Source organism: Bradyrhizobium sp. USDA 3262 (genome assembly GCF_054060035.1).
On the sequence record NZ_JBSSCT010000001.1, the window covers coordinates 5,550,371 to 5,566,141 of the forward strand.

Sequence of the window (15,771 nt, forward strand, 5' to 3'; positions counted from 1 at the left end):
TCAGATGCAAAGCTACAGCTTTCGCTGGGACGTCATCCCGAACAATCTGGGTTTTCTTGCCTCCGGCATGGAAATGACCCTGTTCATTTCAATTGTCACGCTCGTGGTGGCGACCCTGTTGGGGCTCGTCATCGCGATCATGCAGATGTCCCGTTTCCGCTTCGCGCGCATCATCGCGCTTTCGGTCGGCGAAATCGTCCGCAATACGCCAATCCTTGTGCAGCTGCTATGGGTCTATTACGTGCTGCCGATCGTCTTCAATGTGAGGATCGATGCGCTGGCCGCGTCGATCCTCGGTCTCTCGCTCTATTCGGCGGTGTTCATCTCCGAGGTCTTCAGAGCGGGCATCCAGACCGTTCCGGTAGGGCACCGCGAAGCGGCGCAGGTGCTCGGCCTGACGCCCGCGCAGAGCTTTGTGCGGATCGTTGGCCCGCAGGCGATTCGCAGCGTGCTGCCGCCGCTGGCCGCCAATTTCGTCCAGCTCATCAAGTATTCCTCGCTTGCGTCCGTGGTGTCGGTCGGCGAGGTCACGCGGCGCGGCATGGAGTTGTCGTCGTCGACGTTCCGGCCGCTGGAAATATTCACCTTCATCGCGGTGGTGTATTTCGCGATCTGCTGGCCGCTCACCCACTCAATCCGCATATGGGAAGCGCGCCTTGCACGACGTTGATCAAGTTCGCCGCGCGGTTTCGAGCGATCGGACCAGCCAGGTCGTCGAGCTGGCGATGCGGCTGATCGGAGTGCCGTCGCCAAATCCGGACGGCGACACGCGCGCCGTGGCGGCGCTGGCGGCCGATCTTCTCGGGGCGCATGTGCCTGGCGTTGCGGTTGAGCTGCATCCGGGGACAGCCGAGATCGTCAACGTCGTCGCGCGGATCAAGGGCCACGCCCCCGGCCGCCGCATCGTGTTCAACGGCCATCTCGACACCTATCCGTTGGGCGAGCGGATGAGCTGGTCGGTCAATCCCGACGGAGAGGTCGTAGGCGGCCGCCTTTACGGCCGCGGCGCTGCCGACATGAAGGGCGGCATCGCGGCATCGATGGCCGCGATGGCCGCATTGGCCGAGCAGCGCGCGGCATGGGCGGGAGAGGTGGTGCTGACGCTCGCCGGCGACGAGGAAAGTATGGGTCCATACGGGACCAAATACCTGCTCGACCAGGTCCCCCATGCCAGCGGCGACGCCGTGATCATTGGCGACGCCGGTTCACCGATGGTGCTGCGCTTCGGCGAGAAGGGATTCCTCTGGATCGAGATCGAGGCGGAGGGCAGCGCGGCGCACGGCGCGCATGTCCATCTCGGCATCAATGCGATCGATCGCTTGCGTGAAGCGCTGGACAGAGTGAGTGAGCTGCGCAGCCTGGCGGTTGCGATGCCGGTCAATGTCGCCGACGCCATCCGCCGTGCAAGGCCTGTCTCCGAACCGCTGTGCGGCGCCGGCGAAGCCGACGTCCTGTCGAGCGTCACGGTCAACATCGGAACGGTGGGTGGCGGTTCGTCGCCGAACCTGGTGCCGAGCCAGGCGCGAGCGGCCATCGACCTGCGTCTGCCGGTCGGCGTCACGTCGGAAGCTGTCCTCGCGCTGTTGCGGGAGGTGCTCGATCTGCCCGGCATCACATGGCGCGTGTTGCGCTGCTTCGAACCCAATCACACCGGCCCCGGTGACGAGATCGTCACGCGCTGCGCAACTGCAGCGACGGACATCATCGGCAGGGCGCCGGCGATCAACATGCGCGTCGGCGGCTCCGATGCGCGCTGGTTTCGAATGGCGGGAATCCCGACGGTGGTCTATGGGCCGACTCCTCACAACATGGGCGCGCCGGATGAGTACGCTGACATCGCCGAACTGGCGACGGTGTCGCGCGTGCACGCGCTGACCGCCTTCGACATGCTGACAGGAGAGAACAGAAAATGAGCGACGTGGCGGGTTTCGTGGGTCCGGAAACATTCATGGGATTGCCGGCGGGGTTACCGCGGCCGGGCAGCCGCGCTGCCGTGCTCGGCGTGCCGTTCGACTGCGGCACGCATCCGTTCCGCGTCGGCGCCCGGCAAGGCCCGCTGGAGGTCCGGCGGGAGTCGCGGCTCATTCGCCGCTATCATCCGTCGCTCGCCGACGTCGACGTGCTGTCATTGTTGGGTGCAGTCGATGCCGGCGATGTTGCCTTGGTGCCGGGACGCATCGAAGACGCCTTTGTCAAGATCGAGGCTGCCGCCGGTCGAATTCTCGAGCTTGGCGCGGTGCCGGTCGGGATCGGCGGCGACGGTTCGGTCTCGCTTCCGCTGATGCGCGCCGCCGCCCGGTATCACAAGGATCTCGTCGCACTGCATATCGACAGCCATACCGATGCATATCCGTATACGCCCGACGATCGGTACAATGCGGCCACGCAGTTCACCAACGCGGCGCAGGAAGGCGTGGTGAACGCCGGCCGATCCTGGCACATCGGCGTGCGCGGATTCACCTATTGCCCGGGTGTGCTCGAACATACGCGGTCGCTCGGATTTCGCGTCGTCACGATCGAGGAGCTGATGCGGCGCGGTTTCGCGCAGACCGTCGCGGAATTCAGCCAGGTCGTCGGCGCGCGACCGGTCTATCTGTGCTGGGACATGGATGTGTTCGATCCATCGGTCGCTCCCGGCGTCTGCACGCCCGCCTGGGGAGGCCTGTCGGCCCGCGAGGGGATCGAATTGCTGCGCAGCCTTTCAGGCTTGAACATCGTCGCGATGGATTTCAACACGGTCAGCCCGCCACAGGACGTTCAGGGAATGGCCGCCCAGCTCTGCGCCCATATGATCATGGAGGCTCTCGTGCTGCTTGCCGCGGGCATGGGATTGTTGCCGGACTGAAATTGCAGCGGCTGGATGGGGTATGCTGCGCCGGCGATGACCGTGCCCTAAAATCCGCGGGCCTTACGACGCCGCGCGCTCCGGCGCTCCGAACAGGCGTCCGAGCAAGGAGATCGCGGAATCGCCCGGCATCAGCGTTGCGACGCTGACGGCAGGCTCGGAGCGGGCATCGCGGCGGCCGTTCTGGGTGTGCCGCATGACGCTCGCCAATCGCCGCGTGATCGCTTGCGCGTTGCGCAGGTCGGTGCCGGCGAATGCCACGACCAGCGAGCGGTCGTCGTGCACCGCGCCGAAATCGGCCTGGCGCATCAGCCGGCTGATGATCCGCGCGCCGTCGAATTGCGCACGCGGCTGCGTGTCGTCGAAGGTGAAGCGCGCCACCGAGAGCGCGCCGCCGCGCTCGGCGGTCTGGTAGACGGCGGTGGCGAAGTCGCGCTCGAACGCGGCCTTGGTGAGCAGGCCGGTGCGGGCATCGATCAGGCCCTTGGCGTCGATCGCCTTCAGCATGCGGCCGAGCCGCGCCTCGAAGGCGTGCTGGCGGATCATCGGCAGCGCCATGTCGGCGATGCGGGTCGGTCCGGCCGTGACGATCTCGAGATTGGGCAGCTCGTATCGCGGCGTCAGTTCGCCCGAGGCGACGATCACGGGCAACGGGCGGAAGCGGACATCCTCGGTCAGCACGGTCAGGAACGCATCCATCACCCGCGGCGTGAATCCTTCCGCCAGCACGATGCCGTCGATATCGCGGCTCGAGAGATGCTTGGCGGCGGCCTCGATGCTGAGCGCGCCGACCACGCCGGCGCGTTCGCCGAGCGCGACCGACAGCGTCGGGTAGGCGCCGCCGCGGCCGATCAACAGCGCGGTGGCCTCTCCGATCGGATCGATGTCAGACAGGGCGATCGGTGCCGGCGGCACCAGGCGGCGCATCACGGTTGCATGCAGGCCGCGAACGCGTAAGGACGCATTGAGCCGGGCGACCAGCCGATCCGGCAGACCCTTGTTCTGGAAGAATGCGATCACGGTGTCGGGCAGGGTGGTCGCAGGATCGACCGCGATCAGCGGCAGATACGGCGCGCGGGCGGCGGCGCGCTTGGCGAGACCCGACAGGGTGACGAAGTCGACGCCCTCGGCGGCCGCGATGATCGCTGCCGGCTTGACCTGCTCGATGGCCCGTCCGACCTCGTTCCAGTCGCTGACCACGACCGGGAACAGTTTCGTCTCATCGAGGACTGCGGCGAACGACGGCCTTGTCGACGCCGATACGATGAGGACCGGACCTTGTTGGGACATTCGAACGCTCGAAACCAATGCTTAAGATCAGCAAACGGCTGCGATGCTAGTTCGCATGGCTTAATGCAGCGTCAACACAATGATAAGACTAACGCAATGATAAGATTTTAACTCAGTCCGGCGCCACCACGGTCGCGAAATGCTTCGACCATCAAGGGGTTAAGCCCAAGTTCTGTGAGGGCGTCGCGGGCGCGCGCATTGTCCTGCGCCCGTCCGGCCAGGCGGTGGCCGCTGAGACGGTCCGGTAATGCCGTGAGCAGCGCACCCTGGCCGAGGCGGCGCGACCACTCCTGCAGCTCCTGGGCGAGGAAGCGGTAGCCGCCGACCGTCATCACCCCCGACGGCGGCGCGGTGATGTTGATGGCCCCGGTCGCGCGATCGACCCGTGCGGCATATTCGGTGTCGACGAAATCGCGCGGCGGCGGCGCGATCAGGCTGTCGCCGGGCGGAGGCGGCGGCGCATAGGCGGCGACCGGCACCATCGGACCGCGCAGGCCGAGCGTGCCCTTCGGCGTCAGCAGGATCTCGCCGGCGATCGATGCGCCGGGCGCTTCGCGCGGCGCGCTGTGCGGCCCCGGCTTGATCAGGGCCGGCGATCCGTCCTCGCCGGTGCGGCGGGCGCCGAACAGCCCGGCCTCGCCGAACAGATAGACGTCGGTCATGGTCACCGGCCGCGAGGTCCAATGCGCACTGGAGGCAACTTGCTCCGGCGTACGCCAGAGGCCGATCACGTTGCGCAGGCTGGGCAGGCGCTCCGACAGGCCGCGCTCGTCGAGCCGCAGCGCGAGCTGCGCCGGCGCGATCAGCGTATTGCAGCCGTGCTCGTTGAACTGGGTCTCGAACGCGTCCTCGTCGAACGGGTGGTGCAGCACCAGCGTTCCGCCCGACAGCAGCCAGGTCACCAGCGACGCGCAGATGCCGGCGAACGACATCGGCGCGAACGCCGACATGATGGTGGCGCCTGGCGGCAGATCGCTCTCCAGCGACATAGCGAGTCCGCCGGCAATCAGGCCGAAATGCGCCCGCGGCACCGGACGCAAACCTTCACTGGTGACGTCGAACGAGATCAGCGCCGGCTTGCGGCCGTCCTCGATCATCGGGCGTGAGGCCCGGGTGTCCTCCAGGATCGCCTGGTCGAGCGAGGCCATGCCTTCGGGCAGATCGGTGCCGAAGCCGCAGACATGGCGGATCGAGAAGGCTTCCGCCGCGGCGTTCATGGCGATGTCGGCATAGGAGACGCCGTCGATCCGGCCGCAGCTGACGATCGCCCGCGCCGCGGTGCGGTTGAGCACGGACGTCAGCTCGGCCTGCCGCCACAGCAGCGGCAGCGGCACCACCACCAAGCCTACCCGATGGGCGGCGAGGACCGTGAGGGCGAATTCAACCGTGCCGGGCAGCTGCACGGCGATCACCGTGTTGGCCGGCAATCCGCTCTGGACGAAGTGGGCGGCGATCGCCGAGATCGCGCGATCGGCCTGGGCATAGGTCAGGCGCTTGCGGGTCTGTCCGGTGATGCGCTGCTTGTTGAGCGGGTCGACCAGCGCCAGCGCCTCGGGCTGCCGCGCCAAAGTGCGCTTGAACAGGGTATCGAGCGTTGGCGAGGTGATCGACTGGTTCACGGGTTCAACGTCGGTTGCATCGCTTCGGTCGGACCAGATCATGCCGCGTCGGGTCGCATCACTCGGCAAATCATCTGGATTGCGTGCCGGGCTTCTGCCACCAGGTCTCCGGCAGGTAGCCCGTCAACGCCGTGGTCGAAGGCCGTTCTATCCGATTCCAGCGCGCGATCCATTGCTCTCCCAAGTTAAATAGGGGGATAGCGTAGAAGCCCGACATCAGGGACCGGTCCAGCGCCCGTACCGCCGAGACGAAGGCCGGCCGCTCGTGCGCCGCGAGCAACGCCGCGATCATGGCATCGATGGCGGGATTCTTGGCGCCCATGTAGTTCCTTGTGCCTGGCACATCGGCGGCCTGGCTGCCCCAGTAGAACCACTGCTCGTTGCCGGGCGACAGCGACTGGTCCCAGCGGATGGGGATCATGTCGAAGTCATAGCCGACCCGGCGCTGCTCGAACTGCACCGCGTCGACCACCCGCACAGTGGCTTCGATGCCGGCCCGCTTCAGGTCACGCTGATAGGCGAGGGCGATCCGCTCATGCTCGCGCGTCGTCACCAGGATCTCGATGCGCAGCGGCGTCCCTGTCGACCGTTGCTTCAGGACGGTGCCGTCGAGCGCGTAGCCCGCCTCGGCGAGCAGCGCGAGCGCACTGCGCAGAAGGCTGCGGTCGCGTCCCGACCCGTCGGTGACCGGCAGACGATAGCGGCCGTCGAGGATATCGGGCTGGATGTGCGACAGGTATGGCTTGAGCAGCTCGCGCTCGCGATCGTCAGCGGGACGGCCATAGGCGGACAGATCCGATCCGGCGAAGAAACCGCCGGCGCGCGAGAACAGTCCGAAATAGTAGTTGCGGTTGACCCATTCGAAATCGAACAGCATCGCCAGTGCCTGACGCACCCGCAGGTCGGCAAATTTCAGCCGCCGGCTGTTGAACACCAGGAATTCGGACGGCCGCGGCGTGCCGATCTTGATGGTGTCGCGGATCACCTCGCCGTTGCGCGCCGCCGGGAAGTCATAGCCGTCGTGCCAGCGCAGCGGCTCGGTCTCGGTCCGGAAATCATACAGCCCGCGCTTGAAGGCCTCGAACATGCCGTTGGCCTCGCGGTAGTAATCGAGCCTGATCTCGTCGAAGTTCCAGAGGCCGAGGTTGATGGGCAGATCGCGGCCCCAATAATTGGGATCACGCGTGAAGGTGACGCTGGCGCCGGGCTTGACCGCCGTCACGCGGTAGGGGCCGGACCCGATCGGCGGCGCCAAGGTTGTTTCCTCGAATTTTTCCGGTTCGATGGCGTGCCGCGGCAGGATCGGCATCAGGCCGAGGATCAGCGGCAATTCGCGATCCGCCACGCCGCCGAAATCGAACCGGACCGTGAGCGGGTCGAGCGCCTCGGCCTTTGCGACTTTCGAATAATACTGACGGTGCATCGGACGGCCGTGGTCGCGCAGCAGCGCCAACGAGAACAGCACGTCGTCGGCGAGTACCGGCTGGCCGTCCGAGAAGCGGGCGCGGGGATCGATGTGGAACGTCACATAGCTTCTGGCGTCGTCGGTCTCGACGCTGCGCGCGAGCAGGCCGTACAGCGTGAACGGCTCGTTGTTGCCCCGCGCCATCAGGCTTTCGTAGACATAACCGCGCTCATAGCCGTAGCCCCTGACCTGCGGCACGGCGACGCCCCTGATGATCATCGGATTGAGGCTGTCGAAGGTGCCGATCACACCCTGGATCAGGCGGCCGCCCTTGGGAGCGTCGGGATTGGCATAGGGCAGGTGGGTAAAGTCGGGTGGCAGCGCGGGGGCGCGATGCATCGCGATCGCGTGGCTCTCGGCGGCCGCCGCAGGGGCCAGCCCGCTCATCAACAATCCCAAGACCAGCCAGATCGCGGCCAATGCGGCGCGCCAAGTGTGCCCGGGAACACGTGCGTGAGGCGCCGGATTTGATTCGCGAAACGTCACGTCCGGAGGTTTATCACAGGCCGCTGAAACCCGCCGGGAGATGGGCGCAAATACGCTTGTCGGCATTGATCTTTCCGCGCGCCGCTGTATTGAAGGCGTGCAATTCGAAGGCGGGAACGCCTGTCACGTATCCGCCTCAATTGACTAGGAGACAGCCGCCCAAACGGCTATGTGTCGGCGCCTGCAGCGGTTTCGGGCTTCCGTTCAGAAAGGGTTTTCCGCAATGAATTTCCGTATCTTGGCCGCCCCGGTCCGGCCGCATGGGCGAATTGTTGCCCTGATGGCGGCGACGGCATTCTCTGCAGCGCTCCTGGTTCCTGCCGCTCGGGCCCAGCAGCCGGCAGCGCCGGCGCCTGCGGCACCGAAGGCTGCGCCCAAGGCGGCACCCAAGGCAGCTCCGAAGGCTCCGGCAGCCCAGGCGCCCGCCCAAGCACCGGCCGCCGGCCAGCCGCCCGCTGCGGCCGCCCAGCCGCCGGCGCAGGATCAGCAGATCCAGCTGATCTACGCCCCCTGGACCAAGTTCTGCCTGAAGGGCCAGGAAGCCAACGCCAAGCAGGTCTGCTTCACCGGCAAGGACGGCCGCATCGAGTCCGGCCAGCCGGTGATTGCCGCCGTGATCATCGAGCCGGAAGGCGAGCCGAAGAAGATCCTGCGCGTCACGCTGCCGCTCGGCATGCAGCTCGTGCACGGCACCCGCATCATCGTCGACGGCAACCCGCCGCAGCAGGCGCCCTATGTGATCTGCTTCCAGAACGGCTGCATGTCCGACTATGAAGCGACGCCCGAGCTGATCGCCAACATGAAGAAGGGCCAGAACCTCGTGGTCCAGGCGATCAATTCGAACGGCGCGCCGCTGACGCTGCCGCTGCCGCTCAACACCGAATTCGCCAAGGCCTATGACGGCCCGCCGACCGATCCGAAGGTGTTCGAGGAAAACTCGAAGAAGCTGCAGGAAGAGTTGCAGAAGCGCGCCGAAGAGCAGCGCAAGAAGCTGGAAGGCGCGGGCGGTGGCTCTGCGCAGGCTCCGGCACCAGCCAATCCGGCGGCCAAGTAAACACTTCAATCTCGCGTTCAAGAAAACGCGAGATCATCGCGATCAAAAGGCGCCCGGAAGGGCGCCTTTTTTTGTCATGCGAAACAGACTGGCTGCTGGCAGCCTGCTGCGCTGGTGATCGGGCAGATCGTGTGCGATGGTCATCGAAGGGTGCTTCGATTGCGTCGCGCGATGAGCGCGCATCGTGGGTGCCTCGTCCGGACAGGTCCGGCGTCGAAGTACAATCATAAATCCGATACGGGAGGCCAGACGAAAGCGCGGACAGCGCGCCTTCGATGCGCAAATCTGCGCGTGGTTCTTCCGCGAATCCTGGCCGCCGTTCGCAGTCACGGAAGTCGCGCTATGTCCCAGCAAGTCAGCACGCAGCGGCGCGAACCGCGCTCCCGGCCTCCGGAACGGCCGACCGGCGGTGCGTCGGTCGATGCTGGCGTTCGCGTCAGCCAGGATAACGCCCCCGGTAACTTTCATCCCGGCATCGTCCATCTCGCGCTGGCGATGGGCGGGTTCGCGATCGGCATCGCCGAATTCGCGACCATGAGCCTCTTGCCGTTCTTCGCCCACGATCTGCACGTCAGCGAGCCCCAGGCCGGCCACGCGATCAGCGCCTACGCGCTCGGCGTCGTCGTCGGTGCGCCGGTCATCGCGGTGCTGTCGGCGCGCATGACGCGGCGGACGCTGCTGATCGCGCTGATGGGCTTCTTCGCGCTGATGAACGGCCTTTCGGGCCTCGCGCCCGATTATCACACCATGCTGGCGCTGCGCTTCATGGCGGGGCTGCCGCACGGCGCCTATTTCGGCATCGCCATGCTGGTCGCAGCCTCGCTGGTCCCAATGGACAGGCGCACGGCGGCCGTCGGCCGCGTGCTGCTGGGGCTCACCGTCGCGACGACGATCGGCGTTCCGCTCGCCAACGGGGTCGGGCAGGCCATCGGCTGGCGCTGGGCCTTCGCGATCGTTGCCGGCCTCGCGCTCCTGACCGCGATCCTGGTCCTGATCTTCGCCCCGCGTGATGCCGCCAACAGCAAGGCGAGCCCGCTGCGTGAACTGTCGGCACTCGGGCGCAAGCATGTCTGGCTGACGCTGGCGATCGGCGCCATTGGTTTCGGCGGGCTGTTCTCGGTCTACACCTATCTGGCGTCGACCATGCTGGCGGTAACCCACTCGTCGCCGGCGCTGGTGCCGGTCACGCTGTGCGTGTTCGGCGCCGGCCTCACCGCCGGCAACATCATCGTGCCGCGCTTTGCCGACCGCGCGCTGATGGCAACCGCAGGCGGGCTCCTGCTATGGTCGGCGGCGACGCTCGCGCTGTATCCGCTGGCGGCCGGAAATTTCTGGACGCTGACCGCCGACGTGTTCCTGATCGGGCTGGGCGGGGCGCTCGCCACCGTGTTGCAGACCCGCCTGATGGACGTCGCGGGCGAGGCGCAGAGCCTCGCCGCCGCGCTCAACCATTCCGCCTTCAACGTCGCCAATGCGCTGGGTCCGTGGCTCGGCGGAATGGCGGTTGCCGCGGGTTATGGCTGGACGTCGACCGGCCTCGTCGGCGCGGGGCTGGCGCTGGCGGGCTTTGCCGTCTGGGCGATCGCGGTTGTCTTGGCCAGGCGCGAGGGGGTGTGAGCGTGGCAGCGCGAACGCGGTGGCATTCGCCGGAGCGCCGCCGAAGCTCAGTTCAGCGACGGGTTGCGCGGACGGTAGCCGCCCGATTTGTCCTTGATGAAGATCTCCGCCACCTGCGAATGCCGGATCGGCTCGCCGGACTCGTCGGGCAGGAGGTTCTGCTCCGAGACATAGGCGACGTACTCGGTCTCCGAGTTTTCCGCGAGCAGATGGTAGAACGGCTGGTCCTTGTGGGGCCGCATGTCCTCGGGGATCGACAGCCACCATTCCTCGGTGTTGTTGAACTCCGGGTCGATATCAAAAATCACGCCCCGGAAGGAGAACACCCGGTGACGGACGATCTGCCCGATCTGAAACTTGGCGGTGCGCGCTTTGATCATGGCTCGTCGATAGACCAACATTGTGGCCGATGCTAGGGGCTAAGGTCCGAATTAACCCGCGCTTTACCGATTCCAGCCCTGCAAAAACGACCCGAAATCCGGCCGAGAAACTACTTTCAGAATGATCGATATCCTCAATCTGGCGTTGCCGTATTTCGGCTTGATCTTCATCGGTTACGCGTGCGGCAAGGCCAAGGGTTTGCCCGAGAGCGGGCTCGCCTGGATGAATTTCTTCCTGCTTTACGTTTCGTTGCCGGCGCTGCTGTTCGGGATCATGTCCAAGACGCCGTTTGCGGAGCTGAACAACCCGCCATTCCTGATCGCCACCACGCTCGGAACCGTGCTCGCGTTCTTCCTGGCGATGGTCGCGGGCAAGGTGATCGGCGGGCTCACGCTGCGCGAGGCGACGCTGGCCGGCCTGTCGGGCGCCTACGGCAATATCGGTTACATGGGGCCTGGCCTCGCGCTCGCCGTGCTCGGTGCCAAGGCCGCGGCGCCGACCGCGCTGATCTTCTGCTGCGACAGCATCTTCCTGTTCTCGATCGTGCCGCTCTTGATCGAGCTCACCGACCGCGACCATCCCTCGCTGCTGCACGCACTTGGCGTGGTGCTGCGGCAGATCGTGCAGAACCCGCTGATCATGTCGGCCGTGTTCGGGGCGCTGGTCGCGGCGTTTCACATCCCGATCCCGGTCGCGCTCGATCGCACCATCCAGTTCCTGGAAAACGCCGCCGCGCCGACGGCGCTGTTCGTGCTCGGCATCACGGTGGCGCTGCGGCCGTTCGAGCGGGTGCCGTGGGAGGTCCCGGGCGTGGTCGCGATCAAGCTTTTGATCCATCCGCTGCTGGCGTTCGGCCTGATGCTGCTGTTCGGCCCGTTCGCGCAGCCTTGGGCTGCGACAGCGGTGCTGATGGCCTCGCTGCCGCCGGCGCTCAACGTGTTCGTGATCGCACGGCAGAACGACACCTGGATCGAGCCGGCGTCGGTCGCGGTGCTGATCGGCACCTTCGCCTCGGTGGTCACGCTGACCAGCGTGATGTGGTTCATCCAGAGCGGACGGCTGGTGTTTCCTTAACGTACGCCGTTCTCACCGCCGCCACGACGGCGCGAGGCCCTCGCGCATCGCTAGTCGCCGCAACGGGCCGAATGCGCCGAGCAGATGCAGGCCGGCAGCACGCGCCGTCTGCATGCCCAGGAAATCGCTCAGCAGCGACCGGTTGGCGATGTCGATCGCCCAGGTCCGGCTGGCGACATCGGGGCGCCGCGCCGCTTGGTAGCGCCACAGCACATTGGGCGCGCCGGGATCTTCGCCACGACCGATCGCCTGCCCCGTGATCTCGGCGATATCGGCGGCATCGCGCAGTCCCATGTTGAGGCCCTGCGCGCCGATCGGCGGCAGCACATGGGCGGATTCCCCGACCAACGCGATCCGGTCCTTGGCGAATTGCCGCGGCCGCTCGATCGCCAGCGGAAACACGTGACGGCCGCCCTGGACTTCGACGCGGCCGAGGATCGAATGCGATTGCCGCTCGGCGGCGAGGGACAATTCGTCGTCGCCGAGTGCCATCAGCCGTTCGGCCTCCTTGGGTGCCGAGACCCACACCACGCTGCTTCTGACGCCGCTGAGCGGCACGAACACGCAGGGGCCGTGCTCGGTGTGGAACTCGGTCGAGATGTTGTGGTGCGGGCGGGTATGGGTGATGTTGAAGGTGAGGGCGGACTGCCCGAGGTCGCGGCTCGTCACCTCGATGCCGGCGGCCTCGCGGGACAATGAATTGCGCCCGTCGGCACCGACCACGAGCCGGGCCTGAAGCGACTGGCCCTGCCGCGTCACCACGGTGATCGTGGCATCGTCCGGCCGCACCGAGGCGGCTTCATCGTCGAACCGCGTCAGCGCGGACAGTTCTCCGGCGCGGTCCTCGAGCGCCGCGACCAGTGAGCGGTTGTCGATATTAAAGCCGAATTGCTCGCGGCCGATCTCGTCGGAGGAGAAGCGCACCTCGGGCGCACGGATCAGGCGGCCGGTGTCGTCGACGAGGCGCATGGTCTTGAGCGCCGCCGCTCGGTCGCTGCAGCGCCGCCAGACGTCGAGCCGGTCCAGGATATCGGTCGAGGCACCGAGCAGCGCGGTGGTCCGGTTGTCGGCATAGGGCGCGCGGCGCGCCAGCAGCGCGGTCCGCGCACCGGCGTCGGCAAGGGCAATCGCAGCCGTCAATCCGGCCGGACCGCCGCCAATTACGATAACGTCATAATCCAGCGAGCTGTCGATCATATCAGGACATTTGACATGCTTGGCCCGATTTTCAAGCCATCGCTAACCACCAAGAGTTTCCAACGCTTTGCGCGGCGGAACGCCGCAAGACCGCATATGCAAACCGGTCCGATTCCTGATAGCACTTCGGCCGATGGAGCATTCGAGCCAGCCCGATGCGTTGCCAGAACGGATGCGGACCGCCGCATTCTCCGTTCATATTTTCACGGCGCTCGGTGCCGGAGTGGCGCTGCTGGCGATGCTGGAGGCGGTGCGCGAGCACTGGGCCAACATGTTCGCCTGGCTCGGGGTCGCGCTGATCATCGACGGGATCGACGGCCCGCTGGCGCGCCGGCTCGACGTGGTGCGGCTACAGCCGAACTGGTCGGGCGAGGTGCTCGACCTGGTGGTTGATTTCGTCACCTATGTGTTCGTGCCGGCCTATGCGATCACCGCGAGCGGCATGCTGCTGCCGCTGGCCGCGCCGATCCTCGGCATCGGCATCGTGGTCTCCAGCGCGCTGTATTTCGCCGACCGCCGCATGAAGGCCGATGACAACCATTTCCGCGGCTTCCCGGCGCTGTGGAATGCGGCGGCGTTCTATCTGTTCCTGCTGCACCTGCCGCCGGTGCTGTCGACGATCGTGGTCGCGGCCCTGATCGCGCTGACCTTCGCGCCGTTCCACGTGCTGCACCCGCTGCGTGTGGTGCGGCTGCGCTGGCTGACGCTGTGGCTGCTCTTCGCATGGGCGCTGCTCGGCATGTACACGCTCGCCAACGACTTCGTGGTGGGAGCTCCGATCACCTTCGGGCTCTGCGCCATCGCCGCCTACATCATCGGCAGCGATACCGTGATCCGCCGGATGAAAGCCTTCAGAGCATGATGCAATTGATCACCAGCCCGGAAGCCTGGGCGGCGCTGTTGACCCTGACTGCGCTCGAGATCGTGCTCGGCATCGACAACGTGATTTTCCTGTCGGTGATCGTGTCGCGGATCCCGCCGGCACAGGCCAAGCGCGCGCGGCAGATCGGCCTGCTGCTGGCGCTGGTGTTCCGCATTCTGCTGCTCTCGATCCTGGTCTGGCTGATCGGGCTGACGCAACCGGTGATATCAGTCAGGGATGTCGAGCTGTCGTGGCGCGACATCATCCTGATCGGCGGCGGCCTGTTCCTGATCGCGAAAGCGACCCACGAGATCCACGGCGAGGTCGAGGCGCGCGAGGCGGAAGCCGACGACAGGCCGAGTGCCAGCGCGTTCTTCTGGGTGATCGTGCAGATCATCATCATCGACCTGGTGTTCTCGCTGGACTCGATCATCACCGCGATCGGCATGGCGCAGGACATCGAGATCATGGTCGCTGCGGTGGTGATCGCCTGCGCCATCATGTACATCTCGTCGGGACCGGTGGCGCGTTTTGTCGCGGAGCATCCGACCACCAAGATGTTGGCGCTGGCCTTCCTGGTGCTGATCGGCGTGGCGCTGGTGGCCGACGGATTCAAATTCCACATTCCGCGCGGCTACATCTATTTCGCGATTGCCTTCTCGGCCGCCGTCGAGGCGTTCAACGTCATGGCCAAGCGCAACCGCAGGAAGCCGGCGCGCTAATGGGCATTGTCTCCGCGCCAACGCTGCGCGTTGGTCGCGAGGGAAAGCCGCTTGGCGCTTTTCCGGATCATGCCGTAGCCGGTTCCGGCCCGCTTGGTTGACAAGCCGGCCGCGATGGCATTCGCTCGCTTGACGCTGATATCTGAGGGGAGCGACGACATGACCAAGGCTGTGCGCGTGCACCAGGTGGGGGGCCCGGAAGTCCTGACCTATGAGGACGTCGAGGTGGGCGCGCCGGGGACCGGCGAGGTCCGGATCCGCCAGCATGCGGTCGGTCTGAATTTCATCGACGTCTATTTCCGCACCGGCCTCTACAAGGCGCCCGGCCTGCCGTTCATCGCCGGCAATGAGGCCGCAGGCGAGGTCCTGGCCGTGGGTCCGGGGGTGACCAATTTCCACCCCGGCGATCGCGTCGCTTATTACTACAATCTCGGCGGCTACGCGTCCGAGCGCGTCATCCCGGCCGACAAGCTCGTCAAACTGCCCGACCACATCACCTACGAGCAGGGCGCCGTGCTGATGCTCAAGGGGCTCACGGTCTGGTACCTTCTGCACAAGACCTTCAAGGTCGAGCAGGGCCATCGCGTGCTGATCCACGCCGCGGCGGGCGGCATCGGGCTGCTCGCCTGCCAATGGGCGCGGGCACTCGGCGCCCATGTCATCGGCACCGTCGGCTCGAAGGCGAAGGCCGATCTCGCGCTCGCCAATGGCTGCGATCACGTCATTCTCTACAACGAGGAGAACTTCGTCGAACGCGTCAAGCAGATCAGCCGTGGCGAGCTCTGCGACGTCGTCTATGACGGCGTCGGCAAGACCACGTTCCCGGGATCGCTGTCCTGCCTCAGGCCGCGCGGCCTGTTCGTCTCCTTCGGCAACGCGTCGGGTCCGGTGCCGCCGTTCCCGCTCGCCGAGCTCAACAACCACGGCTCGCTGTTCGCGACGCGGCCCAAGCTCAACGACTATGTCGGCACCCGCAAGGAATTGCTCGAAGGCGCCGACACGCTGTTCGCCGCCGTGATCAACGGCAAGCTGCACGTGCCGATCAACCACGCCTATGCGCTCAAGGACGCCGCCAAGGCGCATATCGACCTGGAGAGCAGGGCGACCACGGGCGCGGCGATCCTGCGGCCGTAAGTAGATCGTCATTCCGGGGCACGCG

14 protein-coding genes are annotated in these 15,771 nt (G+C 66.2%); 9 read left to right on the forward strand and 5 right to left on the reverse strand.

Annotated features, from left to right (window positions below; all coding sequences use genetic code 11):
• Positions 1 to 4 precede the first annotated feature (4 nt).
• The 3 genes from ACVWYP_RS25970 to ACVWYP_RS25980 are packed head-to-tail and all read left to right on the forward strand — an operon-like array spanning position 5 to position 2,845.
• Entirely contained in the window at positions 5 to 670 is a 666-nt protein-coding gene (locus ACVWYP_RS25970) for an amino acid ABC transporter permease (RefSeq protein ID WP_018271600.1), read from the forward strand.
• Positions 657 to 1,913 carry a M20/M25/M40 family metallo-hydrolase gene (locus ACVWYP_RS25975; RefSeq protein ID WP_453946017.1) on the forward strand — a complete coding sequence of 419 codons (1,257 nt, stop codon included), beginning with the start codon at positions 657 to 659 and terminating at the stop codon, positions 1,911 to 1,913. The genes ACVWYP_RS25970 and ACVWYP_RS25975 overlap by 14 nt, the downstream gene beginning before the upstream one ends.
• Positions 1,910 to 2,845, forward strand: a complete 936-nt coding sequence (locus tag ACVWYP_RS25980; protein WP_018271602.1) for an arginase family protein — start codon at positions 1,910 to 1,912, stop codon at positions 2,843 to 2,845. Before ACVWYP_RS25975 ends, ACVWYP_RS25980 begins: the two co-directional genes overlap by 4 nt.
• Positions 2,846 to 2,908: 63 nt before the next feature.
• Here the strand turns inward: ACVWYP_RS25980 and ACVWYP_RS25985 are convergent, their stop codons facing one another.
• The 3 genes from ACVWYP_RS25985 to ACVWYP_RS25995 all read right to left on the reverse strand — a co-directional run bounded on the left by ACVWYP_RS25985 (position 2,909) and on the right by ACVWYP_RS25995 (position 7,606).
• Positions 2,909 to 4,135, reverse strand: coding sequence for a GGDEF domain-containing protein (locus tag ACVWYP_RS25985; RefSeq protein ID WP_304495369.1), 1,227 nt, complete (start codon positions 4,133 to 4,135; stop codon positions 2,909 to 2,911).
• 107 nt (positions 4,136 to 4,242) lie between these two features.
• On the reverse strand, positions 4,243 to 5,796 hold the full coding sequence (locus ACVWYP_RS25990; RefSeq protein WP_304495370.1) for an AMP-binding protein: 1,554 nt from the start codon (positions 5,794 to 5,796) through the stop codon (positions 4,243 to 4,245).
• A gap of 28 nt (positions 5,797 to 5,824) precedes the next feature.
• A complete protein-coding gene (locus ACVWYP_RS25995) occupies positions 5,825 to 7,606 on the reverse strand; it encodes an extracellular solute-binding protein (protein WP_304495371.1) in 1,782 nt (593 codons plus the stop codon).
• A gap of 322 nt (positions 7,607 to 7,928) precedes the next feature.
• Between ACVWYP_RS25995 and ACVWYP_RS26000 the strand changes: the two genes are divergently transcribed.
• Together ACVWYP_RS26000 and ACVWYP_RS26005 are read left to right on the forward strand one after the other, a co-directional pair.
• Positions 7,929 to 8,759 (forward strand): invasion associated locus B family protein, encoded by an 831-nt coding sequence (locus ACVWYP_RS26000; protein ID WP_028340693.1) that lies wholly within the window; start codon positions 7,929 to 7,931, stop codon positions 8,757 to 8,759.
• 342 nt (positions 8,760 to 9,101) lie between these two features.
• Positions 9,102 to 10,376, forward strand: a complete 1,275-nt coding sequence (locus ACVWYP_RS26005; protein ID WP_304495372.1) for an MFS transporter — start codon at positions 9,102 to 9,104, stop codon at positions 10,374 to 10,376.
• A gap of 47 nt (positions 10,377 to 10,423) precedes the next feature.
• On the opposite strand, the gene hspQ is transcribed toward ACVWYP_RS26005, so the two are convergent.
• Positions 10,424 to 10,756: a heat shock protein HspQ gene (gene hspQ, locus ACVWYP_RS26010; protein WP_021081543.1), complete on the reverse strand. Its 333-nt coding sequence runs from the start codon at positions 10,754 to 10,756 to the stop codon at positions 10,424 to 10,426.
• A gap of 121 nt (positions 10,757 to 10,877) precedes the next feature.
• Between hspQ and ACVWYP_RS26015 the strand changes: the two genes are divergently transcribed.
• Positions 10,878 to 11,831 carry an AEC family transporter gene (locus ACVWYP_RS26015; RefSeq protein ID WP_016845765.1) on the forward strand — a complete coding sequence of 318 codons (954 nt, stop codon included), beginning with the start codon at positions 10,878 to 10,880 and terminating at the stop codon, positions 11,829 to 11,831.
• A 12-nt stretch (positions 11,832 to 11,843) separates the two neighbouring features.
• Here the strand turns inward: ACVWYP_RS26015 and ACVWYP_RS26020 are convergent, their stop codons facing one another.
• A complete protein-coding gene (locus tag ACVWYP_RS26020; protein ID WP_304495373.1) occupies positions 11,844 to 13,028 on the reverse strand; it encodes a UbiH/UbiF family hydroxylase in 1,185 nt (394 codons plus the stop codon).
• Between the two features lie 133 nt (positions 13,029 to 13,161).
• Between ACVWYP_RS26020 and pcsA the strand changes: the two genes are divergently transcribed.
• The 3 genes from pcsA to ACVWYP_RS26035 all read left to right on the forward strand — a co-directional run bounded on the left by pcsA (position 13,162) and on the right by ACVWYP_RS26035 (position 15,746).
• Positions 13,162 to 13,890, forward strand: coding sequence for a phosphatidylcholine synthase (gene pcsA, locus ACVWYP_RS26025; RefSeq protein ID WP_304495374.1), 729 nt, complete (start codon positions 13,162 to 13,164; stop codon positions 13,888 to 13,890).
• Positions 13,887 to 14,612 (forward strand): TerC family protein, encoded by a 726-nt coding sequence (locus tag ACVWYP_RS26030; RefSeq protein ID WP_304495375.1) that lies wholly within the window; start codon positions 13,887 to 13,889, stop codon positions 14,610 to 14,612. Before pcsA ends, ACVWYP_RS26030 begins: the two co-directional genes overlap by 4 nt.
• 159 nt (positions 14,613 to 14,771) lie before the next feature.
• The gene (locus ACVWYP_RS26035) at positions 14,772 to 15,746 is read left to right on the forward strand and encodes a quinone oxidoreductase family protein (RefSeq protein WP_026192759.1); all 975 of its coding nucleotides are present in this window, start codon (positions 14,772 to 14,774) and stop codon (positions 15,744 to 15,746) included.
• Positions 15,747 to 15,771: the final 25 nt, after the last annotated feature.